This window comes from Rhodococcus sp. 2G (assembly GCF_001886355.1).
Lineage (GTDB): Bacteria > Actinomycetota > Actinomycetes > Mycobacteriales > Mycobacteriaceae > Rhodococcus > Rhodococcus pyridinivorans.
In genome coordinates this window covers 4,393,592-4,418,174 of record NZ_CP018063.1, presented here as the reverse complement: position 1 = coordinate 4,418,174, position 24,583 = coordinate 4,393,592, and the positions used below count along the sequence as shown (strand labels likewise).

Sequence of the window (24,583 nt, the reverse complement as noted above, 5' to 3'; positions counted from 1 at the left end):
CGCAGCGCGGATACCGAAGAATCCGGCACGCCGGTAACCAGGCCTTACGTCAACGTTTCATGGCCAGGGACGAATATGCAGATCACCCACCTACCCAATCAAACGTCGCAAGCATATTTTTTGCGACGGGGCGACGAGAGAGGAAACGACCTGCGTAGTTCGCGAGGTAGGCGCGAACACCGCAGTATTCAGCGGAAAGCCCCATTGCCATCTGAGCGAGTTCCTCAGCAACCTCGTCAATTTCGTACGCGCCGCGTGGGTAACGAATGGTTCGGGCGAGAGGGTCGGCGGCTAGCAGAATTATGTCTTGATGGTCGACATTGACGAGGCCAATGTCTCCAAGTGCCTCGCAGATTCTCTGTCGCAGCTCGCCACTGTCGGGGAGGATCGACTGAAGCGTCTCGCCGAGGCTGCCTACATTGGTAGTACGCAGAAGCATGGAGTCGGCAATGGGATATCCATGGCTCACCCACGAATGCAGGATAGCGTTCTCGATTTCCTCACGCTGTGCCTTGGACCATAGCTGGTTGAGCGACGACTGCAAGGCATTCGATTTGTCCTTTCGGATGGCGTGTACAGTCCCCCACGCTGTCGCCACTGCCGCCAAGCGATAATCGAGTCGTTGCTTCAGTACTTCAACGATCCGCTGACGGTATTTGAGATCTTCGCTGGCCATCTCGCCGAAGATTCTCGTGTTCTGCTCGTATCGTAGCGAGTCGGGATTATAGTCGAAGACCATCAGAGCATGCTCCAAGAGTTGCGTACGGTACTTCGGCGAGTTCAGCGAGATTCCGTCATGTAGCAATTCGATCGCAAGCTGTTGGCCTGTCGACACGAGTACCTGCTCTGCTGTTGAGGGCATCTCGCGAACAAGCTCGATAACGGCAGGTCGGAGTTCGTCCCGGGTAGCGAAGATGCGGCCCACGGACAACAGCCAGACGTTGCGCCAGTGAGCAGAGAACCGTGCCACACGGAGGCGCTCAATCATCACGGTGGAGTCACCCGAAGCTACTGCACGAGCGCACATATACTCCTGAAGGCTACGCACTTCGAAGCCGATATTTGCGACCTCTCTCGGTACCAAGAGCACTAACCGTTCAGTTGCTGCATTGATGATCGATTCCGCGATCCTCTCGGCAACAACTCTGGTGTTGCCTTCCATCTCAAGACGGCAGATAGCGATCTCTCGTACTGCGGTACGCGACATCGTTGCCTCTGCTCCAGGAGTAATTTCCTCTTGGCACTGCAACTGCACAGCAATTCGCTCATGAATGGCGTCGATGTCTTCGCGACGCCGACTCAGGAGCTCTGCTGTACCTCCTAACTTGTTTGCCTCACGCTTGTAGATGGTGTCGTAATAGGCGTCGAACAGTCCGTAGCGGGTTTGCGGGGCACGACGATCGATCTCCGACAGCAGGGTCATTATGGTGACTTGCAGCGGTGTTCTCATTAGTCTGGCGGTCAGGGGCTGTTCGGCCGATCGAACGACTCGTTGGTAAATATCTTCCTGGTGGTCTGGATCGCTGGCGTGGCGGAGTTCGATTAGTCGCTTCGCATACTCAAGGGCGGTTTTGGTGGGTAGTTCCTCAAGGGAGACGTCATCGAATTCAGAGTTTCCGAATTCGTTCGAATATCCTTGGGGTCTGGTTGTTATTACCACAAAAAGGTCGGCGTCTGCTTCTGCAGCGTCTTTAAGGAGAGTAGTGCCCCATAGAGTGGTGTAACTCGGTGGCCGAGATCGTCTGCGATTCCGTGTTGTGCACGGGTGTAGAGCGGCCACCGTGTGATCCTTCGAGTCAACCTTCTACCGAATCCTCGAACGGAGTCATCACGATGACCGCACCTCATATTGTCGACCCTGCAGGCCTGCTTGGCCAAGCCCTCGCCGACGCGTCGCCGGATCTGATGCGCGAGCTACTGCAGACCATGATCAACGCATTGCTCTCCGCCGATGCCGACGCCGTGTGCGGCGCCGAGTGGAACGCCCGCTCGGAACAGCGCACCAACCACCGCAACGGCTACCGCCACCGGCCCCTGGATACCCGGGTCGGCACCGTCGACGTCGCCGTCCCGAAGCTGCGCTCGGGCAGCTACTTCCCCGAGTGGCTGCTCGAGCGCCGCAAGCGAGCCGAGTCCGCGCTGATCACCGTCGTAGCCGACTGCTATCTGGCCGGGGTGTCTACCCGCCGGATGGACAAGCTGGTCAAGACCCTGGGTATCGACTCGCTGTCCAAGTCGCAGGTCTCACGCATGGCCCAGGACCTGGACGAGCAGGTCGCCGCGTTCCGGCACCGCCGCCTGGACGAGGCCGGGCCGTTCACCTTCGTCACCGCCGATGCGTTGACGATCAAGGTCCGCGAGAACAAGCAGGTCGTCAAGGCTTCCGTGCTGCTGGCCACCGGCGTCAACGGCGACGGCCACCGCGAGGTGCTGGGCATACAGGTCGCCACCAGTGAGACCACGGCCTCGTGGAACACCTTCTTCGCCGACCTGGTTGCCCGCGGCCTGGGCGGGGTGCGGCTGGTGACCTCCGATGCCCACGCCGGGCTCATCGAGGCGATCGCGGCGAACCTGCCCGGCGCCGCGTGGCAACGCTGCCGCACCCACTACTCGGCGAACCTCATGGCCGTGTGCCCCAAGTCCATGTGGCCGGCCGTGAAGGCGATGCTGCACAGCGTCTACGACCAGCCCACCGCGGAGGCGGTCAACGCGCAATTCGACCGGCTGCTGGAGTACGCCGAGCACCGGCTGCCCGAGGTCGCCGACCACCTCGGCGACGCCCGCGAAGACCTGCTCGCCTTCACCGCATTTCCCGACGACGTGTGGCGACAGATCTGGTCCAACAACCCCATATCGGTTAACCGGCCCTCCCACGACACGATCACGGTTGCAGCGTGAGGTCCTGAGCCGACGACCGGTTGAGGCGCATGCTGGCGGTGTCGGCTCCGATCGAAAGGCGGCGGACAATGACCGTTCGGGTGCGCATCAGCAGCAACGGGCATGTGATCGACGGCCAATGGGAAGGATGCGCAGCAGCAAACGCGTTCCTGACGCATCTGGCCGGACGCGGATTCAGTTCGGCAACGGTGCGGGCATATGCGTTCGACGTGCTCAATCTGGCCCGATTCCTGCTCGATCGCGACCTCACGGTGGCTGCGGTGACGCCGGTGACGGTGTTCGAGTGGGTCGACTGGCAGAACGTGCACCGCAAACCCCGCCCAGGCATGGCGACACGAGGTGATCGGGGCACTGCGGCATCGACGATCAACCGACGAGTCGCGGCGATACGCGCATTGTTCGAATACCTGGTGATGACCGGGATACGCACCGAAAATCCGGTGCCCTCACCGCGGCGCGGACAGGGACTGCGACCACCAGCGCGAGGACTGCTCGGACACCTCGGGCCGGGCCGACCCCGAGCCGGAGGCAGGCTGGTACGCCAACCGCGGCTACTGCCCGAGTCCCTCGACGCCGACGCGATCGAGCAGTTTGCGGCGTCGCTGCGCACCCATCGGGATCGAGCGATGTTGTGGGCGATGCTGTTCGGCGGGCTGCGCAACGCCGAGGTGCGATCCCTGCGGTTGGCAGACGTCGATTTCGGCCAGCGACGACTCCGGGTGCTCGGCAAAGGCTGCAAGGAACGGGTGGTGCCGGTCGATGCGGTGTTCTTCACCGAACTGTCGGCCTATCTGCGCCTCGAACGGCCACCGGGGTTGGCGACCGAGGAGTGTTTCGTGGTGCTGCGCGGCCCCACCGCGGGGGCGCCGGTGACCGAGGCGGGACTGCGGTCGCTGTTCCGGCGGCACCGGGACCTCTCCGGTGCGACGAGGGTGCGTCCGCACCGATTGCGCCACACCTACGGCACCGAACTCGCTGCCGCCGGAATCGATCTGATGGTGCTGCGAGAATTGATGGGGCATGTGTCTCCGGACACCACTGCCGAATATGTGCATTTGTCGGTCGAGCAGCTCGCCGCCGAATACGGCGCGGCCCGCGCCAGTCTCGCCGGAACACGACAATGAGCACCGCGGTGGTTGCGACGGTCGTCCTGCCGGCCGGACCGGGTGCGGTGCTCACCGACTACCTCGAGCACGTCGCCAGCCTCGGGCTCAGCGACAGGTCGGTGCGCGCTCGCACCCTCATCGCGACCACCTTCCTCACCACGCATCCGGACTTGCGGGACTGGATGACCCGACCCGCTGCCGACCGGCTGGCCGAACTACGCCGCACCGGGGCCTGGCCACTGCTGTGTCACCTCATCGGACGCGGCAACCTGCGGCTCGACCTCGAACTCGCGGCCGTCAAGAACCTCACCGGACTCGGCCGGGCCGTCGAGGACCGCGACCCGGACGGGTTCGCCGCGGTCCGGGCCGCCGGCCTGGTTTTGGGGTGGACACCGCAATGGGTCGAGACCGTCCTCGGCGAGTGCCTGGCGGTGCTGCTCGCCTGGCACGGCGGTTCCGTCAGCGGTGTGAGCGCCGAGACCGTCGGCGAGTTCGACGCCGCATTGGCTGCCACACAGTCAATCCCGGATACATCGAAACGCGCCTACCGCAACCGTATCGCGGGACTGCGACAAATGCTGTTTCAGGCCCGCATCGTCGACACCCCACCACGGCGCCGACCGTGGGCCCGCACCTACGCCCAACGCTTCGCCGACGCCCCGATGGCCGATCCGATCCGCGAGGCCCTGTTGCGTTACGTCACCGTCCGGGCATCGGTGCTCCGCCCGAAATCGGCCGAATCGCTGATCAACGACCTGCTGCCGTTCGCGGACTACCTCACCACCAACCATCCCGAGGTCACCTCCCTCGAGGATCTCGACCGCAGTCACATCGAGGGCTTCCTCGTCTGGAATCGCACCCGCACCTGGCGTGGGCAACGCGCCGCTGCCGGGGCCGGGCGCATCATCTCCAAGGCCGTGATCCAATCGACGGTACTGAGCGTGCGCAACCTGCTCGAGGACATCACCGAATGGGGCTGGGAGCAGGCCCCACCGCGCCGTCTGGTCTTCGCCGCCGACGTCCCGAAACTCGACCAACCGCTTCCGCGGGCATTGCCGCCCGACATCGATGCTGCGGTGATGAATGCGGTTTCCCAGCTGGATGATTCGTTCGCTCGTATCGGGTTGACGGTGCTGCGCGGAGCCGGTCTGCGGGTCGGGGAGCTACTGGATCTCGAGCTCGGCAGCGTCATCGATTACGGCCCGGCCGGGACCTGGCTCAAGGTTCCGTTGGGCAAGCTCGCCACCGAACGCATGGTCCCGCTCTCGGCGACCACTATCGCCGCGTTGGACGAGTGGACCGGCGGGCGTGGTATCTGTCGGCCATTGCCGCATCCCCGCACCGGAGAGTTGACCGATTTCCTGTTCGTCGCACACGGCCGCCGTCTCAGCCAGACCCGGCTGCGCAACGGTCTGCTCGCTGCCGTCGAGGCTTGCGGACTGCGTGGGGCCGGGGGTGCGCCGTTGGTGGTGACCCCGCATCAGCTGCGGCATACTTGGGCCACCGAACTCGCCAACGCCGGGATGAGCCTGCAGGCGTTGATGGCGTTGCTCGGGCATGTCACTCCGCAGATGACTTTGCGTTACGCCACTTTGGCTTCACCGACGTTGCGGGATGCCTATGACCAGGCGATGGGCAAGATGCGGCGGCGGTTCACGCTCACTCCGGTCGGCAAACCGATCGTCCCCGACGCGGTGAGTTGGCTCGGCAGTGAGATGCTCAAAACGCGTGTTGCCCACGGTTACTGTTCCCGTCACGAGAGCGCGGGTGCGTGTCCCTATGCCAACATCTGCGAGACCTGCGACAACTTCGTCACCGGACCTGAGTTCCGCGGCGCGCTCGAGGCGCAACGCACCGACATCCAGGCTCTCGAGGTCGATGCTCGTGACCGTGGATGGCCCGATGAAGCTGCCCGGCATCATCGTGTCGCTGAGGCGTTGACCGACCACTTGCAGCGTCTCGATCGCTGATTCGATGTGAGATCAGGGTTGATCTCATCCCTGAGGGCCGGATAACCGAGCGGCTCAACCGCGAGATCCGCCGCCGCACCGACGTCGTGGGCATCTTCCCCAACCGGGATGCCATCGTCCGCCTCATCGGCGCCGTCCTGGCCGAGCAGACCGACGAATGGGCCGAAGGCCGCCGATACCTCGGCCTAGAAGTGCTCAGCCGCTGCCGGCTCACCCTGACCACCAACACCGACACCAGCCAGGCGACGGAGGTGAGCACCGATGAACTGATGCAACTACCCGCCTGACCACCAACGAAGGATCAAAAACGAGTTACACCACTACCAGGGGCTTGACCTAGCACTCGGCGTCCTCGGGCACGTCGGTGAGCACGGTGGGTTCGAAGAACAGCGGTCCGAGGTCGGGCCGCGTCTTCCCGCCGGCGACGACGGTCGCGCCCTTGGCGACGGCGTCCTCGATGTGCCGGGTCACCGTCTTGACCTGGCTCTCGCTGATGAGGCAGCCCATCTCGGTACCGAAGTCGTAGTCGGGACCGAGCGACATCTCGCGCACCCGTGCCCCGAACATCCGGATGAACTCGGGGGCGATCGACTTCTCGACGTAGATCCGCTCGATCGAGATGCACAGCTGCCCGGAGTTCGAGAAGCATGCCCGCACGGCGGCGTCGGTGACCTCGCGCAGGTTCACCCCGGAGGTGACGATCATGGGGTTCTTGCCGCCGAGTTCGGCGGAGAACCCGATCAGGCGCCGGCCGGCCTGCTCGGCGAGCAGACGTCCCGTCTCCGACGAACCCGTGAACATCAGGTAGTCGGTGCTCTCGACGATCGCGGTGCCTACCACGGTGCCGGGACCGGTGACCACGGCGAAGACGTCGCGGGGGACCCCGGCCTCGTAGAGGAGTTCGACGACGGCGAGCGCGCAGTAGGGCGTCTGGCTGTCGGGCTTGAGCACCACGCTGTTGCCGGCGAGCAGGGCGGGGATCGCGTCGGAGACGGCCAGCGTCATCGGGTAGTTCCACGGCGCGATCACGCCGACGACGCCCTTGGGATGGTGCAGGACGGTGGTCTTCGTCAGGACCGGCAGCATGCCCGTGGCCTTGCGGGGGCGCAGGAGCTTCGGTGCGACGCGCGCGTAGAACCGCGCGGTCATCGAGATGTCGAGCACCTCTTCCTGCGCGGAGACACGGGACTTGCCGGTCTCGGCCTGCGCCATGTCCATGAGCTGCTCGCGTCGGGACAGCACGAGCTCGCGGTAGCGGTGCATGATCGCGGCGCGCTTCTCGACGGGCAGCTTCGCCCACGCGACCTGCGCGGTGCGGGCCCGGTCGATCGCGGCCTTCGCGTCATCGGCCGTGCCGACCGGCACGGTGGCCAGCTGCCGGCCGGTGAACGCCTCGACGACGGGGCGGGTGGTCCGCTCGGCGGCGTCGGGGATCGCGATGAGGTCGGCAAGACGCTGGAAGGTCGCAGCGCTCGGAGCTGGCATGTTGCACCCCTACCGGTGAGTAGTACTTGCAGTTTCACTAAACCTACCCGGGTGCGTGTGTGCTGTCACACAGGCGTGGCGTCGAGGCCCGTCTCCCGATCGTCGCGTCGCTCGGGACCTGCTTCGACGATCCCCTGAGCGACCTCCGCGAGAGGGACGTTGCTGTCCTGCGAGAGCCGGCGCAACAGTTCGAAGGCCGCAACGGCATCGATACCGAAACGCTCCATGATCATGCCCTTGGCCTGCCCGATGATGTCGCGGGTCGCCAGGGCGGACGCGAACTGTCCCCGACTGCGGGCCGCGCTCATCGCCATCGCGGCATGAGCGGCCAGGACCTCGGCGGTCGCCTCCGCCGGAGGACCGAACGCCTCGGCTTTCGCAGAGAACATGTTCAGCGCTCCCATGCTCTCCTGATCGAGATACAGCTGGAACGACAAGGCACTGAGCACACCCGCGTCCACCGCGGCCTTCGCGAAACGCGGCCAGCGGGTCTCCGTCCGCAGGTCTTCGGAGCGCACCACGAGATATTTGAAGCTCGCATCGAGGCACGGACCTTCCCCGAACTGTTCCTGGACGTCGTCGAGATGTTCGGCGAGTTCCGACGTCGCGGCGAGAGAGCGGAAATGCTTCCCTCCGGTCACGATGAGGACGTCGGCGCAGTCGGCCCCCTCCACCAGTTCGACCGCGGCCGCGGTCACGCCGCGCAGGGTCTCGTCGAGATCGGCCGGATGGTAGAAGCCGCGAGCGAGCTGGGCCATACGCCGCCCGAGATCGCCCGCTTCCGACGCATGTGTCATGGGTTCATCCCTTCTCCACCGAGTTCGCAACCCCGCGGATCCGACGACCGTATTGCCCGATTCAGCGAGCTCTACACCGCCGTCCTCCTCATCGGAACACGACCTCTTCCATTTCTACCCCGATAGTCTGGACTGATGGATCCGCCGGTGACCCGGTATCTACCCCGCGATGGTCTGTTTCCAGCGCCGCGGTTTCGGGCTCTCCGATCCCGTCGACCACGTGCCCACGATCGAACAGCAGGCCGAGGACGTCCCCCGCCGTCATGGACGCCGAGCAGATCCGGCACGCCACCCTCATCGAGGATCGGCCCGATCGCCCAGGAAGCCGGCGTGGGAACCCTGGTGCTCTCGCACATGGTCCCGGGCGATCGGCCCGATTCCACCTGGGAAGGATGCGGCGCCGGATTCGACGGGCGCCTCGTCATCGGCCACGACCTCGACGTGATCGGCGTCGGAGCCCCGGCCTGACCCCGTGCGTCGGAGACGCAGCCTGAGCCCGTTCTATTCGCCCGTGTAGAACGCACTCGTCCGCTCGGCGGCTGCGCGTGCCTGTTCGGGGTCCTCGCCCGCGGCGATGTCGGCCTCGCACCAGCCTTCGCTGCTGTCGCGGACGAACTGCAGACCTTCCTCGGACATCGACCAGGTCTCGAATTCCTTCGGATCCACCGTTTCTCCCGATTCGATGTGCAGTCCGAGTCCGAGAAGCGCCTGGTCCCAGCCGATACCGACTGCGCCCGGACCGTACTGCTCCCAGTGCTCGTCGGGGTAGGCGATGTGCGTCAGTTCCAGGCGCGCCCGGTCTCCCGGTTCGGGCAGGACCGACACCTCGATCCAGCTCATGCGACCAGCGAATTCCCAGGTGGCCCTGAACGTCCGGGGCGGTTCGCAGGTGAGGATCTCACCGCCGGCGTTGCCCTGGAGCTGGTACCGGCCACCGACCTCGAGGTCGCCCTCGACGGGCAGGAACCAGCGGGGGATGCGCTGCGGGTCGGTGCACGCCTCCCACAGGTCCTCGGCGCTCGTGCGGTAGCTGCGCGAGATCGTGACGACCTTGGCCTCGTGGCCCTCGACGGTGCGACGACCGACCGTGCGGCGACTCGTCTCGTTGCTCGTGATCACGTTCTTCATGAGGATTTCCTTCTCTCGTCGGAAGCAGGGAGCGCGGGCGGGACGGCGTCGCGGCTCCGCCGCTCACGCTTGCCGCGCGCGATCTCGGTCTCCAGGGCGTCCAGCGCCGCGAATACCGGCGTATGCAGACCCGCGAGCCAGTCCTCGAGTTCGACGAGGACCTCGGGATCGAGTTCGTAGTAGCGGCGGGTGCCGTCCTTGTGGACGGCGGCGAACCGCTGGTCGCGCAGGATCTTGAGATGTTGCGAGACCGCCGGCTGGGAGATCGAGAACTCCCGGCCGATCGCCGCGACGATTTCACCGGCCACCTGCGGACCGCCCGCGAGCAGTTCGAGAATGCGGCGGCGAACCGGATCTGCGAGGACCTCGAACCCGTGCATGGACCAACTATATAAGTTCCTACTTATATTCACCAGAAGGACGGTTCCGCTACCTAGACTGCGACATATGACGACAACGACGCGCGTCTCCGAGGAAAAGGTCGACCGAGCGGTCATCGACGAACGGGCCCCCTCGGTCGCCCGCCTGTTGCTCGATCGAGTGGCCGCCACACCCGACGCCGAGGCCTTCCGCTACCCCGACGGGAAGGACGGCTGGACGTCGGTCACCTGGGAACAGACCGGGGATCGGGTACGACTGCTCGCGGCCGGCTTGATCTCCCTGGGTATCGAGGCCGAGGACCGCGTGGCCCTCGCGTCGTCCACCCGCTACGAATGGGTGCTCGGCGACCTCGCCGTCATGTGCGCGGGCGCCGCGACCACCACCGTCTACCCCACCACCCACGCCGACGACGTCGCGTTCATCGTCGCCGACTCCGGCAGCCGGATCGTCATCGCCGAGGACGCCGGGCAGGTCGAGAAGCTCGTGAGCCACCGCAGCGATCTGCCCGAGGTGGCGAAGGTCGTGGTCGTCGAGGGCACCGGCGACGGTGATTGGGTCATCAATTTCGACGAGCTCGCCGACCTGGGCCGCGGCCTGCTCGCCGAGGATTCCGGAGCGGTGCTCAACCGCATCCACAGCATCAGGGCCGAGCACCTGGCCACCCTCATCTACACCTCGGGTACCACCGGCAAGCCGAAGGGCGTGCGCCTGCCGCACTCGGCGTGGACCTACGAGGCCGCCGCCATCGACGCGCTGCACATGCTCAGCTCCGACGACCTGCAGTATCTGTGGCTGCCGCTGTCGCACGTCTTCGGCAAGGTGCTGCTCACCCTCCCTCTGCAGATCGGCTTCCCCACCGCGGTGGACGGACGTGTCGACAAGATCGTCGAGAACCTCGCGGTGGTCCGCCCGACCTTCATGGGTGCGGCCCCGCGCATCTTCGAGAAGGCCCACGCGCGCGTCGAGGGAATGATGGAGGAGGAAGGCGGCGCCAAGAAGAAGATCTTCGACTGGGCCGTAGGCGTGGGCCGGAAGGTGTCGAAGGCGAAGCAGGCCGGCAGGTCGCCCGGACTGCTGGACAAACTGCAGCACGGCCTCGCCGACAAGCTGGTCTTCTCCACCATCCGCGAACGCTTCGGCGGTCACCTGCGGTTCTTCATCTCCGGTTCGGCGGCGCTCAACCCCGAGGTCGGCGAATGGTTCGACGCCGTCGGCATCCCCGTCCTCGAGGGTTACGGACTCACCGAGACCTCTGCCGCGACGTTCGTCAACCGTCCCTACGCCAACCGCATCGGCACGGTCGGCTGGCCCGTCCCGGGCACGGAGGTCCGCATCGCGGAGGACGGCGAGGTGCTCGTCCGCGGCCCCGGTGTGATGACCGGCTACCACAACCGGCCCGACGCGACCGCCGAGTCGCTCTCCGACGACGGATGGTTCCACACCGGCGACATCGGCAGCCTCGACGACGAGGGCTACCTGCGCATCACCGACCGCAAAAAGGACATGTTCAAGACGTCGCAGGGCAAGTACGTCGCCCCGTCGTCGCTGGCAGCGACCTTCAAAGGCATGTGCCCGTACGCGTCGGAGATCGTCGTCTACGGCGAGGGCAAGCCCTACTGCGTGGCGCTGGTGGCGCTCGATCCGGAATCCGTCGGCGAGTGGGCGAACAAGAACGGTGTGAGCGGATCGTTCGAGGACATCACACGGCACGACAAGACCCACGATCTGATCTCCGGATACATCGACGAGCTGAACCTGCAGCTCAACCGGTGGGAGCAGATCAAGAAGTTCACGATCATCGAGCGTGAACTGTCGGTCGAATCGGGTGATCTGACGCCGAGCATGAAGCTGCGCAGGAAGGTCGTCGTCGACAACTTCGCCGACAGGCTGGCAGGCCTCTACGAAGGGTGACGGCCTATCCTGGGTCTCATGATGAGTAGTGCACGACCGAATTTCCTGCAGCGGATCGGCTACATGTTCGGTCGCGCGCTACCGCCCGAGATGCGGGAGTGGGTACGCGACGACGTCCTGGGCCCCGGCGGAACACGCCGCTACCTGCTGCGATGGAACCTGCCGATCATCCCGCTGCTCCTGCTGTTCCTGCTGATCCCGGGGCCGGTGTGGATCCCGATCGCGATGATGCTGTTGCTGCTGCTGCCATGGGTCTACTTCTCGGTGGCGTTGATGCCCATCTGGCAGCGGCACCGCCTCCAGCAGCACGGTCTCGATCCGGAACTGCTCAGCGCGAAGGCACGCGCCCGCGCCGCCCGCGAACGAGAGGACTACGAACGCCGTTTCGGTCGCGCGTCCTGACCGGACCTCCCACGGTGCGGGGCAGCGTGTCCGCTTATCCTCGCACCATGAGTGACACCCCTGCCTTCACAGCCACAGCAGACCTCGCCGACGAGATCGGCCCGGACATCCGCAGCTGCGACACGCAGTTCATCCAGTTCGGCGGCCGCACCGAGTTCGTCGGCCCCATCACCACCATCCGCTGCTACCAGGACAACCTGCTCGTCAAGCAGACCCTCTCCGAGCCGGGCAACGGCGGCGTGCTCGTCGTCGACGGCGGTGGCAGCATCCACACCGCGCTCGTCGGTGACATCATCGCCGGTCGCGGTGTCGACAACGGCTGGGCCGGGGTCATCGTCAACGGCGCGGTCCGCGACTCCGCCATCCTGCGCACACTCGACATCGGCATCAAGGCCCTCGGCACCAACCCGCGCAAGAGCACCCAGACCGGCTCCGGCGAGAAGAACGTGCCCGTCGAGATCGGCGGCGTGACGTTCAACCCGGGCGAGATCGTCTACAGCGACTCCGACGGCGTCGTCGTCCGCGTCGAGAACTGATCAGCCGAGCGCGCGGGTCGACCCGCTTATTCGTGCGCGACCCGCGCGCTCGCCCCGGCGATCTCCACCACGTCGCCCACCTTCAGCTGACGGCCGCGACGCACCTCCACCTCACCGTTGACCGACACCAGGCCGTCGGCGATCACTTCCTTGGCCTCCGCACCCGACTCGATGAGGCTTGCGAGCTTGAGGAACTGACCGAGCCGGATCGACTCGTCACGGATCGGTACATCGAATGCGTCGGACATGGCACCCATTGTCCCCGACACTGGATCCATGGCCCGCCCCAGCATCATCTGGTTCCGTCGTGATCTCCGACTGAACGATCTGCCCACCCTGCTCTCGGCCACCGAGGCCGCCGACGACGTCCTCGCCCTGTTCGTCCTCGACGACGCACTGCTCCGCCCGTCCGGTGCCCGCCGGCGCGACTTCCTCATGGGATGCCTGCAAGCCCTCGACCGGGATCTCGACGGGCGCCTGCTCGTCGTCCAGGGAGACCCGATGATGCTGGTGCCGCAAGTCGCCGCCGAGTTCGATGCGGCCGCGGTCCACATCAGTTCCGACCACGGTCCCTACGGCACGCGACGCGACCGAGCGGTCGCCGAAGCGCTCGGCGACGTCCCGCTGGTGGCCACCGGCTCGCCGTATGCCGTCACGCCGGGCCGCATAACGAAACCCGACGGCACTGCATACAAGGTGTTCTCGGCCTTCCGCCGCGCCTGGAACGACCACGGATGGCACACACCCGCAGCAACCGGACCGGACACCGCCGACTGGGTCGACCCGAGCGGCTGCTCCACACGCGTGCCGATTCCCGAAGCCGGCGACGAACCCACACCTCCCCTCGGAGAGGCGGCCGCACTGGAGCGATGGCGCGAATTCCTCGACGACGGTCTCGAGCGGTACGCCACCGACCGTGACCGGCCGGCCTACGACGGCACGAGCGGCCTGTCGCCCTATCTGAAGTTCGGCTGCATCCATCCGCGGACCCTGCTGCACGACATGAGGAACCGGTCGGACGAGGGGGCCGTCACCTTCCGCAGCGAACTGGCGTGGCGCGACTTCTACGCCGACGTCCTGTTCCAGCGGCCCGAGACCGCCCGGACCAACTACAACAGCGACTTCGACGCCATCACCTACGATTCCGGACCCGACGCCGACGCCCTGTTCGCCGCGTGGTGCGAGGGCCGCACGGGATTCCCGATCGTGGACGCCGGGATGCGGCAGCTCCTCGCAGAGGGCGTCATGCACAACCGGGTGCGGATGATCGTCGCGTCGTTCCTGACGAAGGACCTGCACCTGCCGTGGTGGCGTGGGGCGCGACATTTCATGAAGCATCTGGTGGACGGCGATCTGGCCTCCAACCAACACAATTGGCAGTGGACGGCGGGCAGCGGCACCGACGCCGCTCCCTACTTCCGGGTGTTCAATCCGACCCGGCAGGGCGAGAAGTTCGATCCGACGGGTGAATACGTACGCAGATGGGTACCCGAGCTGCGGAGCATCGACGGCGCTCGTGTGCACAGCCTGCCCGACGGCCCTCCGGACGGATACTCGGAACCGGTCGTCGATCACGCACACGAACGCCGCGTCGCTCTGGACAGATACGAGCGGATTCGCTCACCCCGATGAAGAAGACGGCGAAACGACCCATCCGGTCGTGGCGGTGCTCCGAACAACTTCTGGACGGACAACCTGTTCGCCGTACACCCAACGAAAGGACATCGCAGTGCGCGCTCTCGTCGAGGCAGCTTTCATGGCCATCCACAACCCGCTCGTCGACGCATACACCTTTCTGATCAGCGTCCTTCCTGCTTGAGTGGATACGGTGCAGGAGTCCGCCCCGGCGCCGTCACCACCGGGCGCCCCGGCGCCGTCACCACCGGGCGCCCCGGCGCCGTCACCACCGGGCGCCCCGGCGCCGTCACCACCGGGCGCCCCGGCGCCGTCACCACCGGGTGAGCATCACTGCAAACAGGAGGTAGGGCATGGGCATCGAATTCTCGAGCGTCGTCGACGCACCGCGTGACGAGGTGTTCGACTGGCACTCCCGGCCCGGCGCCATCCTCCGCCTGATCCCGCCCTGGCAGCCGATGAACGTCGTCGCCGAGGCCGACTCCCTCGAATCCGGTACGGCCGTCCTCGGTCTCCCCGGCGGTCTGCGCTGGATCTCCCGGCACAGACCCGAGGATTACGACCCGCCAGCACGTTTCGTGGACGAACTCTCCCACGACGGCCTGTTGTCGCGCCCCGCCACCGTCATCGGCTCGTGGCGCCACGAACACCGCTTCGACGTCGTCGACGAATTCCGCACCCGCGTCACCGATCGCGTCGACACGCCGGTACCGGGCTGTTTCCTCACCCAGACCTTCCGTTACCGGCACCGCCAGCTCGCCGACGATCTCGCGAGCCACCGCTGGTCGCACGCGCAGGGCATCCGACCCGGGACGGTCGCGGTGACCGGATCGAGCGGACTCGTGGGTACTGCCCTGACGGCCTTCCTGTCCACGGGTGGCTACCAGGTAGTCCGCCTGGTGCGCCGGAAACCGCAGCGCACCGACGAACGATGCTGGGACCCTCAGGATCCGGCGCCCGACCTACTCGAAGGCGTCGACGCCGTCGTCCACCTCGCGGGCGCGTCGATCGCGGGACGGTTCACCGACTCCCACAAGGCCGCGATCCGCGACAGCCGCATCGAACCGACACGCCGACTCGCCGAACTCGCCGCGACCACACCCAACGGTCCCGCGACCTTCGTCTCCGCGTCCGCGATCGGCCTCTACGGTTACGACCGAGGAGACACACCGCTCGACGAGAACGCATCACGTGGAACGGGTTTCCTCGCCGACGTCGTCTCCGATTGGGAGGCCGCGGCACATCCCGCGGAGAAGAAGGGCATGCGGGTCGTGCACGTGCGCACCGGCATCGTCCAGACACCCCGCGGCGGAACGCTCCAGTTGATGCGGCCGCTGTTCGCGAGCGGTCTCGGTGGCCGGATCGGCGACGGCCGGCAGTGGTTCTCCTGGATCGACATCGACGACCTCCTCGAGGTCTACCACCGTGCCCTCACCGACCCCGGCCTGACCGGACCGGTGAACGCCGTTGCACCGCAGCCGGTGCGCAACGAGGAGTACACCCGGGTACTGGCGTCGGTGCTGCACCGTCCCGCACTGCTGCCCGTCCCCGGTTTCGGCCCCCGGTTGCTGCTCGGCGACGAGGGTGCACGCGAGGTCGCCCAGGCCGATCAGTTCGTCGTCCCGAAGGCGCTGATCGACGCCGGGCACCGGTTCCGGCGTCTCGATCTCGAAGCGTCGCTGCGCCACCAACTCGGCCACATCCTGGAGGAACCGTGAGCGGAAAACGTGTCCTGGTCACCGGAGCGACCGGCTACATCGGTGGCCGGCTCGCTCCGCGCCTGCTCGAGGCGGGTTACCGGGTACGGGTGCTCGCGCGCAGCCCCGACAAATTGCGCGACGTGCCGTGGGCCGACGACGTCGAGATCGTCCGTGGCGACCTCGACGACGCCGAATCGCTGCGCGCGGCATGCCGCGACATCGACGTCGTGTACTACCTGGTGCATTCGATGGGTGGTCGCGACGAGTTCGTCGACGCGGAGAAGCGAGCGGCGCAGAACGTCGCCGACGCGGCACGCGACCACGGCGTCTCCCGCATCGTGTACCTCGGTGGGCTGCACCCGGAGTCGGGTGATCTCTCACCGCACCTGTATTCACGGGCCCAGGTCGGACGTATCCTGACGGATTCCGGTGTTCCGACGCTCGTGCTGCAGGCCGGCGTCGTGATCGGTTCGGGTTCGGCGTCGTTCGAGATGATCCGGCATCTGAGCAACCGGCTCCCCGTCATGACGACCCCACGCTGGGTGAACAACCGGATCCAGCCCATCGCGGTGCGCGACGTCCTGCACTATCTGCTCGCTGCCGCAGATGCACCCCTCCCCCGCAGTGGCACCTACGACATCGGTGGGCCCGACGTCCTGCGGTACGGCGAGATGATGCAGCAGTACTCGGAGGTCGCCGGTCTGACGAAACGCCGGATCCTCGTCCTGCCCGTCCTCACACCGAAGCTCGCCGGTTTGTGGATCGGTCTGGTCACGCCGATTCCTCCGCCTCTCGGTCGCGCGCTCCTCGAATCGCTGTCGACCGACGCGGTAATGCGCAACCATGACGTCGACTCGATCATCCCCCCACCGGAATCCGGCCTCACCGGCTACCGCGACGCGGTCCGGCTCGCCCTCGGCCGTATCGAACGGGGAGAGGTCGAGACGACGTGGACGAACGCATCACCGGTCGGTGCACCCGCCGATCCGCTTCCGTCCGACCCGGACTGGGCCGGCGAGGTCGTCTTCACCGACGAGCGGTCACTCGAGTCGGATTCGTCCCAGGAGAAGGTGTTCGCCGTCGTCGAGAGCATCGGCGGCGAGAACGGTTGGTATTCCTTCCCGTTGGCGTGGACCATCCGCGGCTGGCTCGACCGGTTCGTCGGCGGCGTCGGACTCCACCGCGGTCGCCGCGACCCGAAAACCCTGCATACCGGTGACGCCCTGGACTTCTGGCGCGTCGAACGGATCGAACGTCCGACGCTGCTGCGCCTGCGCGCGGAGATGCGGGCACCCGGCGGAGCGTGGCTCGAGTGGCGGGTCGAACCGCTGGAGTCGGGCCGGTCGCGCGTGCATCAGCGGGCGATCTTCTTCCCGCGCGGAGTCGCCGGTCGTCTCTACTGGTACGCGCTGGTTCCCTTCCACGGCATCATCTTCCGCGGCATGCTCGAGAACATCGCGGGCACCGCCGGCCGCTAGAGCGATCCGCTACGTTGTTCGCCATCCGCTGCAGCAATTGCCGTAGCGGATGGCGAATTCGCGAGGGGATGCTCTCGGGACGACGGATCTGGGTGGTGTGCGGATCTTCCTCGGGATCCGCACACCACCACGATCGACCGAGAGTTACACGGCGCAGAGCGGTTTGATGTCCTGCAGTCCCTCGGTGGTGGGCGAGGTGAGCATCAGGCACGAGTTGTACCCGCTCGCCTCGACGACGTTCCGGATCTCGCGCCACGCGTCGTCGCTGACGACGGGCGAACGCGACAGCACGAATCCGGAGATGCGCGTCGGGTCACCGACGACTGCCCACGAGTAATCGTCCGCGAGGTACGTGACGATGTAGTTGCTCGGTCCGTCGAGCGAATCCTGGAAGGGTACCCCCGGAAAAGACACATGCAGTGCGGCAGTGTCGTTCACGCGGGCGTTCCCGATGATCCCGCGACGATCACCGGTGAACGTGGTGCACGAGTTCTCCACGCGCACGTTGCGTTCGTCGAGCAGCGTGTAGAACGCCGTCGTGTCGCGAGCGCAGTCGATGTTGTAGGGAGCCGGATTGGCGGCGAGCTGATACCACTGCCCCACATACCGGTTCACGTCGAGCTCGGGAACCGGAGTGAGCGGCGCTGCGGCGGCGGGCGTGGCGAACAGGAGCGCGCCTGCGGCGGCGATGAACGCCGCCGCAAGCCCCCGAACGCCGTGTCGGGATCTACGCATGCCTTCTACCTTTCCGTCGTCCGGTATCGGTTACTGCTGGGGCATGAGAACGCCGTCGATCAGGTACACGGTGGCGTTCTCGGTCTCGATGCCACCGCAGATCACGTTGGCGTCGTTGACGGTCCACATCTCACCCTCGCCGGCGACCTCGACGGTGCCGCCCTGGACGGTGGTCTGCGTGCCGGCGATATCGGCCGGGGTCAGCTCACCGGGAACCACGTGGTAGGTGAGGATGTCGGTCAGTAGAGCCGAATCCGTCTGCAGCGTCTGGACGGTCTCCGGCGGCAGGGCGGCGAACGCGTCGTCGACCGGCGCGAAGACGGTGAACTCGCCATCGTTGAGCGTCTCGACCAGGTTGACGTCGGGGTTGAGCTGGCCGGACAGTGCCTGCGTGAGAGTGGTCAGGATCGGCACGTTTCCGGCGGCCTCGGCGACAGGCTGGTTCGCGAGTTCCTCGACGGACGACGGGCCGGTAGGGTTCGCGGCGACATAATCGGCGCAGCCCGGTCCGACGGGGCCGGCAGCGGGGGCTGCGGTACCGGTTGCAGCCGTAGTGGTTTCCTGCATTGTCTCCTGGGTGGTCTCCATCGTGGTGGTGTCGGTGGTGTCCGTGCCCGAATCATCCGAACACGCCGCGACACCCAGCAGGGACATCGCACCGATTCCGACGACGGCCAGGCTCTTGCGCGCAGTGATGTTCATGACTGTGGTTCCCTTCGTAGGCCGTGGCCGGAAACGGCCACGTCGATCAGGTGTGTCACCGGTCATTCGAACCTCGGGTCGGCCCGGATGGGTCGGATCGAGAGATTTTTTCTCGGATCGGTATCCGGTGTTCGACCCATCCGTATTGCGGTCGGCTCCGAATGCAGGTCATGGACGACGTCGAGGATCTCCGACCGGCTCACGTATTCGTGTTGCCCGGTGGGCGTCCGGTCGGCACCACAGCCGATTTCCTCACGTGCACACTGTCGGGGAAACCGACCCCGTGCCCCGGAGACGACCATGCATCCTGACCTTCCCCGCGCAGTCGCGATGATCGGCGACGACGTCGAGTTCCCGGGTGGCCGGGAGGCGGTCGCGCCGGCGATCTACCGGACCTTCGTCCGCCACGCGCAGGGCTCGGCCGAGCGCCCCTCGCTCGAGTACCGCGGCTTCGGCTGGGTCATGGATGTCGACGAGTCGATGCCTTCGTCCTGGTGGTTGCGCACGCTGATGCGGTTCGAGCCGTGGGACCACTTCGTCGCGAGCGATTCGGACACCTTTCGCGGGCGGGTCGAGGATCAGCTCGTGGCCGACGGGGTGCGGGTTCCGGTCGGGCGCATCACTGCGCTGCTGAACATCCGGCGCCTCGGTCTCGGATCGGATCCGCTGAACCTGTTCTGGTGTCACGATCCGAGCGGTTCCCTGGCCTGCGTGGTCGCGGAGATCCATTCGCGCCGGAACGGACGGCACTGTTACACGCTGCGCTCGGACGAGATCGACATCATCACCCGGGCCGGCGACACGTTCGCGGTCTCGGTCGCCCTGCGGCGACCCGGCGTCCCGGTGTTCACCGCGACCGTCAGCGGCGAACGGCTGCCGGCCGATCTCACGACTGTTCTACGTGCTCGGATGTGGATGGGGTGACGCTCGTGGTCGACACGGTTGCCTTGAGTGGAGGGAAGGTCCAGGCTAGGCTTCCCCTCGATGAGCGGACTGAGCCGATGACCGGCGTCGGAGGCCATACCGATACCCTCGGCGAACTGCTCGGGCGGGTGGCCCGGCAAGACCCTACGGCGTTCGCCGAACTGTACGACGCGACGCGTTCCCGAGTCTTCGGCATGGTGCTGCGGGTCCTGCGGGATCCCGGTTACAGCGAGGAGACCACCCAGGAGGTCTACCTCCAGGTATGGAGGTCGGCCGACAAGTACGACCCGCGTCAGGGTTCCGCTCTGTCGTGGATCATCACGCTCGCCCATCGGCGTGCCGTCGACCGGGTCCGCAGCGAACAGTCCGGAGCCGACCGCGAGTCGCAGTACGGTTCGACGAACGTCGACGCGGCCTTCGACTCGGTGAGCGAGGAGGTAGCGCAGCGCGACGATCGCCGCCGGGTGAACGAGTGTCTGGGTTCGCTCACCGAACTGCAGCGACGCTCGGTCGAGCTCGCCTACTACAGAGGCTTTACGTATACCGAAGTGGCAGAAGAACTTTCGTCCCCGTTGCCGACGGTCAAGTCGCGCATCCGGGACGGCCTGAAACGACTGAAGAATTGTCTGGGGGTGACTGTGGATGGCTGACGAGGCGAACGATTCCTCGCGCGATCTGCTCGACATGGCACCCGTCTTCGCATTGGATGCCGTCACGCCCGACGAATGTCGAGAGCTTGCCGAGCGACTCGCGGAAGCAGACCCGGAGGTGGCCGAACGGTTCGGCGTCGAGGTCCGCGAGGTCCGCGAGGTCCTCGCAGCGATGTCGGCCGGTACCGCGACCGAGCCGCCGCCCGGACTCCGGGTGCGACTGCTCGATCTGGTCCACGCCGAACTCACCGCGAAGACGCCCGCCGAGAAGACGCACACGGAACGACCCGGTGACCCGGAGGCGACCGAGGCACCTCGGGCGGAGGATGATCACCCTCCCCCGCCCGTCTCCCTCGACGAGCGCCGCCAGGCCCGACAGCGGAACTTCCTGCTCGCCGCGGCAGCGGCCGTGATCGTCGCGATCGGCGGCGTCGTGGTGGCCGGTCAATGGCAGAACACGTCCGAGCCGGGCACGAGCGAGCGGGTCTTCGCCGCCGAGGACGTACGGACCTCGTCGGGCGAGCTCGATGGTGGCGGCACCGCGACCGTGGTGTTCTCCAAGGAGGAGGACGCCGGCGTGCTGGTGATGAACAACGTCGCCCCGCCGGCCGAGGGCAGCGTCTACCAGATGTGGCTGGTCGGGCCCGAGGGAATGGAGCCCGCAGGCACGATGACACCCGACGACGTCGCGCCGTCGACGACCGCGGTGCTCGAGGACATCTCGGGTGCCACCGCGCTCGCCTTCAGCGTGGAACCGACGGGCGGGTCGACCCAGCCGACCGCGATCTTCGCTCAGCTGCCGCTCGACTGACATGTTCGCGGCAGCGAGCACGTCATCGGCGGGTGCCGATGACGACGGTCGCGTCGGCCTCCTCGAAACCCCGCGTGTCGGCGTCGAGTCCGGCCCGGGTCATGAGGTCGCGCACGACGGGTGCCTGCGACGCGGCCGACTCGACGAGCAGCGACCCACCGTCGGTGAGCCACCGACCCGCGTCGGCGACGAGCCGACGGTGGACGTCCAGTCCGTCGGGTCCGCCGTCCAGTGCATGTCGCGGCTCGCTGCAGCGCGCCTCCCGCGGCATCGACGCGATCGCCCCCGACGGCACGTAGGGCGCGTTGGCGACGAGCACGTCGACGCGACCGCGCAGCGTGCCCGGCAGGGCGTCGAACAGATCGCCGACGAACACCCGGTGGGGCGGCAGGTTCAGGCGGGCACACGCGGTGGCGACGGGATCGATGTCGGCCGCGTAGACCTCGCAGGCCTCGACGGCGGTGGCGAGCGTGGCACCGACGGCACCGCACCCGCAGCACATGTCGACGATCACGGCGCCGGGCCGCGCGAGTTCGATCGCGCAGTCCACCAGGTACTCGGTGCGGCGACGGGAGACGAACACCCCCTCTCGCACCGCGATGCGCCTGCCGTGGAAGAAGACCTGTCCCAGTACGTGTTCGAGGGGTTCTCCGCCGGCCCGCCGCGCGATGAGCCGCTCCAGATCCGAGGGTGTGGGAGCGGCTTCGACGAGCAGCTGCGCCTCCTCCTCGGCAAACACGCACCCGGCCGCTCGCAGTGCGGAGACAACGTCGGCGTGGGTCCGGTGGGCGGAGACCATGCGGAACCCTACCGCGCGCTCATCCGGCGAATCTCTCCGTTTCCCGGGGCGGGGGCCGGCTCACACCCCGTGAAGGGGTGGAATCTCCCGATCATGGGTATTCCGCGGGCTGTCACGAGGAGCGCTGTGGGAACGAACGATCTCGTGCAGGAGCCTGCGCAGGGTCGCCGGGTCCGAGACCGCGACCGGAGAGTCGCCACCGGTCGCGTCGTCGCGCTCGAGTTCGATCACACGCCGGTAGGCGTCCACGCCCCCGCGTGGGTCGACATATCCGTTCACGCCAGGAGGAATCTTGAGCACTGCTACCGCGCCCCCACGTAGAACCGGCCGATGGCGGTGGCTGCTACCCGCCCTGTTGCTCATCGCGTGGCTCGTGGCCGCCGGTGGCGGCGGCCCGTTCGCAGGCAAGCTCAGCGAGGTCGCCTCCAACGACGCGAGCACCTTCCTCCCGGCATCGGCCGAATCCACCCGCGCGGACGAGCTGTACGCGCAGTTCGACGAGAGCGAGTTCATTCCCGCGATCGTCGTCGCCGAACGCGACGGTGGGATCACCGACGAGGACCTCGCCTTCCTCGCCACCGAATCGGCAGGACCGCCGCCGATCCCGTCCGAGGACGGCGCAGCGGCGCAGATGATCGTGCCGCTCGACGCCTCCGGGGAGGTCCAGGAGGCCGTCGAGGAACTCCGGACGGCCCTCGAAGGCGCACCGGACGGCCTGACCGTCTACGTCACCGGCCCCGCCGGGCAGGCCGCCGACCTGTCGTCGGCCTTCGGCGGCATCGACGGACTGCTCCTGCTCGTCGCGGGCGGTGTCGTCCTCGTCATCCTCGTGGTGGTCTACCGCAGCCCGATCCTGCCGTTCGTCGTCATCATCTCGGCGCTGTTCGCACTCGCCCTCGCGAGCCTGCTGATCTATGTGCTCGCCGACGCCGGAGCGATCGCGCTCAACGGCCAGAGCCAGGGCATCATGTTCATCCTCGTGTTCGGCGCCGCCACCGACTACGCGCTGCTGCTGGTCTCCCGGTACCGCGAGGAACTGCGACTGCAGCAGGACAAGTACGCCGCGATGCGCAGCGCGCTCCGCGGCTCGATCGAGCCGATCGCGGCGTCGGCCGGCACCGTCATCCTCGGTGTGCTGTGCCTACTGTTGTCGGACCTGAACTCCAACCGCGGTCTCGGCCCGGTGGCCGCCATCGGCATCGCGACGTCGTTCCTCGCGTCGCTCACCTTCCTGCCCGCAGTGCTCGTGCTGCTCGGCCGCGTCGCGTTCTGGCCCACCCGCCCGGTCTACGACCCGAACGCCGACGCCGACGACATGCAGAAGTCCCACAAGGTGTGGGGCCGGGTGGCCGACTTCGTCGGGTCGAAGCCGCGTCCCATCTGGATCGTGTGCAGCCTCGTGCTCGTCGCCTTCGCCCTGCTGGCACCGCAGTTCAAGGCGAGCGGTGTCGCGTCCTCGGATCTGTTCCTCCTGCAAACCGATTCGAAGTCCGGCCAGGAGGTGCTCGGTGAGCACTTCGACGCCGGCACCGGTTCGCCCAGCATCGTCGTCGCCCGCGAAGGCGCGCTCGAGGGTGTCGTCGGCGCCACCGAGGGCGTCGAGGGCGTGACGACCGTCCAGCCCGTCCCCGGCCCCGACGGCGCGCCGCGCGTGGTCGACGGACTGGTCGCGGTGCAGGCGACGCTCTCGGATCCCGCCGACTCCCTCGCCGCCGAGGAGACCGTCGAACGCATCCGCGAGGCGGTGCACGCCGTGCCCGGGGCCGAGGCACTCGTCGGCGGACCCACGGCCGTCGACCTCGACACGAAGGACACCGCGACCCGCGACCGCACCGTCATCATCCCGGTTGTGACGCTCGTGGTGCTGCTGGTGCTCATCGCGTTGCTGCGGGCGGTCGTCGCACCGATCCTGCTGATGCTCACCGTGATCGTCTCGTTCGCGGCGACCCTCGGTGTCTCGTCGCTCGTGTTCAACCACCTGTTCGGTTTCCCGGGCGCCGACCCGGTGGTGCCTCTGTTCGGGTTCGTCTTCCTCGTGGCGCTGGGTATCGACTACAACATCTTCCTCATGACCCGCGTCCGCGAGGAGACGAAGAAGGTCGGTACCCGTGCGGGCACCCTGCGGGCGCTGACCGTCACCGGTGGTGTCATCACGTCCGCCGGCGTGGTGCTCGCGGCCACGTTCTCGGCGCTGGCGGTGATCCCACTGCTGTTCCTGGCTCAGCTGGCGTTCATCGTCGCCTTCGGTGTCCTGCTCGACGCGCTGCTCGTGCGGTCGCTGGTGGTGCCGGCCCTGACGATCGACATCGGCAAGAAGATCTGGTGGCCGAGCAAGCTGGCGCGGGCCGAACCGTCCGAGCCGGACGCCACCGAGGACGTCGCGACCGCGGGAGCGCCGCGCTCATGAGCGCGCTGAGCGCGCAGTGCTACTGACACGCGCATGAGCGGATGAGAGCGGCCGCGGGACCGGGCATGTGATCCGGTCCCGCGGCCGTTCGTCCCACGGCTGCCGCGTTTGCCCGTTACCGTTCTATT

Annotated in this window: 22 protein-coding genes and 3 pseudogenes; 16 read left to right on the top strand and 9 right to left on the bottom strand. The window is 66.9% G+C overall.

Annotated features, from left to right (window positions below; genetic code table 11):
* Positions 1-82: 82 nt before the first annotated feature.
* Positions 83-1,423 carry a hypothetical protein gene (locus tag BO226_RS20995; protein WP_156895304.1) on the bottom strand — a complete coding sequence of 447 codons (1,341 nt, stop codon included), beginning with the start codon at positions 1,421-1,423 and terminating at the stop codon, positions 83-85.
* A 410-nt stretch (positions 1,424-1,833) separates the two neighbouring features.
* Between BO226_RS20995 and BO226_RS20990 the strand changes: the two are divergent.
* The 4 genes and pseudogenes from BO226_RS20990 to BO226_RS20975 form a co-directional block, all read left to right on the top strand.
* Positions 1,834-2,850, top strand: a pseudogene (locus tag BO226_RS20990) (IS256 family transposase); the annotation flags it as partial.
* Positions 2,851-2,966: 116 nt separating this feature from the next.
* Positions 2,967-4,022 (top strand): tyrosine-type recombinase/integrase, encoded by a 1,056-nt coding sequence (locus BO226_RS20985; protein WP_064257805.1) that lies wholly within the window; start codon positions 2,967-2,969, stop codon positions 4,020-4,022.
* On the top strand, positions 4,019-5,974 hold the full coding sequence (locus tag BO226_RS20980) for a tyrosine-type recombinase/integrase (protein WP_064257806.1): 1,956 nt from the start codon (positions 4,019-4,021) through the stop codon (positions 5,972-5,974). Before BO226_RS20985 ends, BO226_RS20980 begins: the two co-directional genes overlap by 4 nt.
* A gap of 47 nt (positions 5,975-6,021) precedes the next feature.
* Positions 6,022-6,261: pseudogene (locus tag BO226_RS20975) on the top strand (transposase); the annotation flags it as partial.
* Positions 6,262-6,313: 52 nt separating this feature from the next.
* On the opposite strand, the pseudogene BO226_RS20970 reads toward BO226_RS20975, so the two are convergent.
* Together BO226_RS20970 and BO226_RS20965 are read right to left on the bottom strand one after the other, a co-directional pair.
* Positions 6,314-7,459, bottom strand: a pseudogene (locus BO226_RS20970) (succinic semialdehyde dehydrogenase); the annotation flags it as partial.
* A 65-nt stretch (positions 7,460-7,524) separates the two neighbouring features.
* On the bottom strand, positions 7,525-8,256 hold the full coding sequence (locus tag BO226_RS20965; protein ID WP_064255995.1) for a GAF and ANTAR domain-containing protein: 732 nt from the start codon (positions 8,254-8,256) through the stop codon (positions 7,525-7,527).
* 330 nt (positions 8,257-8,586) lie between these two features.
* Between BO226_RS20965 and BO226_RS26805 the strand changes: the two genes are divergently transcribed.
* Positions 8,587-8,724 (top strand): hypothetical protein, encoded by a 138-nt coding sequence (locus BO226_RS26805; RefSeq protein WP_197481819.1) that lies wholly within the window; start codon positions 8,587-8,589, stop codon positions 8,722-8,724.
* Between the two features lie 33 nt (positions 8,725-8,757).
* Here BO226_RS26805 and BO226_RS20955 read toward each other — a convergent pair whose 3' ends face one another.
* Both BO226_RS20955 and BO226_RS20950 read right to left on the bottom strand, forming a co-directional pair.
* Positions 8,758-9,384, bottom strand: coding sequence for an SRPBCC family protein (locus BO226_RS20955; protein WP_064255997.1), 627 nt, complete (start codon positions 9,382-9,384; stop codon positions 8,758-8,760).
* On the bottom strand, positions 9,381-9,764 hold the full coding sequence (locus BO226_RS20950; protein WP_006553358.1) for an ArsR/SmtB family transcription factor: 384 nt from the start codon (positions 9,762-9,764) through the stop codon (positions 9,381-9,383). The genes BO226_RS20955 and BO226_RS20950 overlap by 4 nt, the downstream gene beginning before the upstream one ends.
* 67 nt (positions 9,765-9,831) lie before the next feature.
* Here BO226_RS20950 and BO226_RS20945 point away from each other — a divergent pair, with 67 nt between their 5' ends.
* The 3 genes from BO226_RS20945 to rraA are packed head-to-tail and all read left to right on the top strand — an operon-like array spanning position 9,832 to position 12,614.
* The gene (locus BO226_RS20945; protein WP_064255998.1) at positions 9,832-11,676 is read left to right on the top strand and encodes an AMP-dependent synthetase/ligase; all 1,845 of its coding nucleotides are present in this window, start codon (positions 9,832-9,834) and stop codon (positions 11,674-11,676) included.
* An 18-nt stretch (positions 11,677-11,694) separates the two neighbouring features.
* Entirely contained in the window at positions 11,695-12,078 is a 384-nt protein-coding gene (locus tag BO226_RS20940) for a DUF5313 family protein (protein ID WP_006553356.1), read from the top strand.
* 47 nt (positions 12,079-12,125) lie between these two features.
* On the top strand, positions 12,126-12,614 hold the full coding sequence (rraA, locus tag BO226_RS20935) for a ribonuclease E activity regulator RraA (protein ID WP_024102609.1): 489 nt from the start codon (positions 12,126-12,128) through the stop codon (positions 12,612-12,614).
* Positions 12,615-12,640: 26 nt separating this feature from the next.
* On the opposite strand, the gene BO226_RS20930 is transcribed toward rraA, so the two are convergent.
* The gene (locus BO226_RS20930; protein ID WP_006553353.1) at positions 12,641-12,862 is read right to left on the bottom strand and encodes an RNA-binding S4 domain-containing protein; all 222 of its coding nucleotides are present in this window, start codon (positions 12,860-12,862) and stop codon (positions 12,641-12,643) included.
* A 28-nt stretch (positions 12,863-12,890) separates the two neighbouring features.
* On the opposite strand from BO226_RS20930, the gene BO226_RS20925 reads away from it, so the two are divergent.
* The 4 genes from BO226_RS20925 to BO226_RS20910 all read left to right on the top strand — a co-directional run bounded on the left by BO226_RS20925 (position 12,891) and on the right by BO226_RS20910 (position 17,427).
* Complete coding sequence (locus tag BO226_RS20925) at positions 12,891-14,246, top strand: cryptochrome/photolyase family protein (protein WP_064255999.1); 1,356 nt, start codon at positions 12,891-12,893, stop codon at positions 14,244-14,246.
* Between the two features lie 183 nt (positions 14,247-14,429).
* Positions 14,430-14,576, top strand: a complete 147-nt coding sequence (locus tag BO226_RS20920; RefSeq protein ID WP_156895302.1) for a hypothetical protein — start codon at positions 14,430-14,432, stop codon at positions 14,574-14,576.
* A gap of 26 nt (positions 14,577-14,602) precedes the next feature.
* Complete coding sequence (locus BO226_RS20915; RefSeq protein ID WP_064256000.1) at positions 14,603-15,967, top strand: TIGR01777 family oxidoreductase; 1,365 nt, start codon at positions 14,603-14,605, stop codon at positions 15,965-15,967.
* Positions 15,964-17,427 carry an SDR family oxidoreductase gene (locus BO226_RS20910; protein ID WP_019290405.1) on the top strand — a complete coding sequence of 488 codons (1,464 nt, stop codon included), beginning with the start codon at positions 15,964-15,966 and terminating at the stop codon, positions 17,425-17,427. The genes BO226_RS20915 and BO226_RS20910 overlap by 4 nt, the downstream gene beginning before the upstream one ends.
* A 144-nt stretch (positions 17,428-17,571) precedes the next feature.
* Here BO226_RS20910 and BO226_RS20905 read toward each other — a convergent pair whose 3' ends face one another.
* Positions 17,572-18,162, bottom strand: a complete 591-nt coding sequence (locus BO226_RS20905) for a lipocalin family protein (protein ID WP_024102605.1) — start codon at positions 18,160-18,162, stop codon at positions 17,572-17,574.
* A 30-nt stretch (positions 18,163-18,192) separates the two neighbouring features.
* On the bottom strand, positions 18,193-18,864 hold the full coding sequence (locus BO226_RS20900) for a fasciclin domain-containing protein (protein WP_064061457.1): 672 nt from the start codon (positions 18,862-18,864) through the stop codon (positions 18,193-18,195).
* A 300-nt stretch (positions 18,865-19,164) separates the two neighbouring features.
* On the opposite strand from BO226_RS20900, the gene BO226_RS20895 reads away from it, so the two are divergent.
* From BO226_RS20895 to BO226_RS20885, 3 genes are all read left to right on the top strand, one after another.
* Entirely contained in the window at positions 19,165-19,788 is a 624-nt protein-coding gene (locus BO226_RS20895) for a DUF1365 family protein (RefSeq protein WP_064256001.1), read from the top strand.
* Positions 19,789-19,865: 77 nt separating this feature from the next.
* Positions 19,866-20,438, top strand: coding sequence for a sigma-70 family RNA polymerase sigma factor (locus tag BO226_RS20890; protein ID WP_024102602.1), 573 nt, complete (start codon positions 19,866-19,868; stop codon positions 20,436-20,438).
* Positions 20,431-21,249 carry an anti-sigma factor gene (locus tag BO226_RS20885; RefSeq protein ID WP_064256002.1) on the top strand — a complete coding sequence of 273 codons (819 nt, stop codon included), beginning with the start codon at positions 20,431-20,433 and terminating at the stop codon, positions 21,247-21,249. The genes BO226_RS20890 and BO226_RS20885 overlap by 8 nt, the downstream gene beginning before the upstream one ends.
* A 22-nt stretch (positions 21,250-21,271) precedes the next feature.
* Here the strand turns inward: BO226_RS20885 and BO226_RS20880 are convergent, their stop codons facing one another.
* The gene (locus BO226_RS20880) at positions 21,272-22,048 is read right to left on the bottom strand and encodes a putative protein N(5)-glutamine methyltransferase (protein ID WP_019290411.1); all 777 of its coding nucleotides are present in this window, start codon (positions 22,046-22,048) and stop codon (positions 21,272-21,274) included.
* Between the two features lie 292 nt (positions 22,049-22,340).
* Between BO226_RS20880 and BO226_RS20870 the strand changes: the two genes are divergently transcribed.
* A complete protein-coding gene (locus BO226_RS20870) occupies positions 22,341-24,455 on the top strand; it encodes an MMPL family transporter (RefSeq protein WP_197481820.1) in 2,115 nt (704 codons plus the stop codon).
* Positions 24,456-24,583: the final 128 nt, after the last annotated feature.

Coding starts and splice junctions, on each gene's coding strand:
- BO226_RS20995 (WP_156895304.1), bottom strand. CDS start 1,423: ATGACCCTGCTGTCGGAGATCGATCGTCGTGCCCCGCAAACCCGCTAC.
- BO226_RS20950 (WP_006553358.1), bottom strand. CDS start 9,764: ATGCACGGGTTCGAGGTCCTCGCAGATCCGGTTCGCCGCCGCATTCTC.
- BO226_RS20940 (WP_006553356.1), top strand. CDS start 11,695: ATGATGAGTAGTGCACGACCGAATTTCCTGCAGCGGATCGGCTACATG.
- BO226_RS20895 (WP_064256001.1), top strand. CDS start 19,165: ATGCATCCTGACCTTCCCCGCGCAGTCGCGATGATCGGCGACGACGTC.
- BO226_RS20880 (WP_019290411.1), bottom strand. CDS start 22,048: ATGGTCTCCGCCCACCGGACCCACGCCGACGTTGTCTCCGCACTGCGA.
- BO226_RS20915 (WP_064256000.1), top strand. CDS start 14,603: ATGGGCATCGAATTCTCGAGCGTCGTCGACGCACCGCGTGACGAGGTG.
- BO226_RS20890 (WP_024102602.1), top strand. CDS start 19,866: ATGACCGGCGTCGGAGGCCATACCGATACCCTCGGCGAACTGCTCGGG.
- BO226_RS20885 (WP_064256002.1), top strand. CDS start 20,431: ATGGCTGACGAGGCGAACGATTCCTCGCGCGATCTGCTCGACATGGCA.
- BO226_RS20945 (WP_064255998.1), top strand. CDS start 9,832: ATGACGACAACGACGCGCGTCTCCGAGGAAAAGGTCGACCGAGCGGTC.
- BO226_RS20965 (WP_064255995.1), bottom strand. CDS start 8,256: ATGACACATGCGTCGGAAGCGGGCGATCTCGGGCGGCGTATGGCCCAG.
- BO226_RS20900 (WP_064061457.1), bottom strand. CDS start 18,864: ATGAACATCACTGCGCGCAAGAGCCTGGCCGTCGTCGGAATCGGTGCG.
- BO226_RS20925 (WP_064255999.1), top strand. CDS start 12,891: ATGGCCCGCCCCAGCATCATCTGGTTCCGTCGTGATCTCCGACTGAAC.
- BO226_RS20930 (WP_006553353.1), bottom strand. CDS start 12,862: ATGTCCGACGCATTCGATGTACCGATCCGTGACGAGTCGATCCGGCTC.
- BO226_RS20980 (WP_064257806.1), top strand. CDS start 4,019: ATGAGCACCGCGGTGGTTGCGACGGTCGTCCTGCCGGCCGGACCGGGT.
- BO226_RS20985 (WP_064257805.1), top strand. CDS start 2,967: ATGACCGTTCGGGTGCGCATCAGCAGCAACGGGCATGTGATCGACGGC.
- BO226_RS20905 (WP_024102605.1), bottom strand. CDS start 18,162: ATGCGTAGATCCCGACACGGCGTTCGGGGGCTTGCGGCGGCGTTCATC.
- BO226_RS20955 (WP_064255997.1), bottom strand. CDS start 9,384: ATGAAGAACGTGATCACGAGCAACGAGACGAGTCGCCGCACGGTCGGT.
- rraA (WP_024102609.1), top strand. CDS start 12,126: ATGAGTGACACCCCTGCCTTCACAGCCACAGCAGACCTCGCCGACGAG.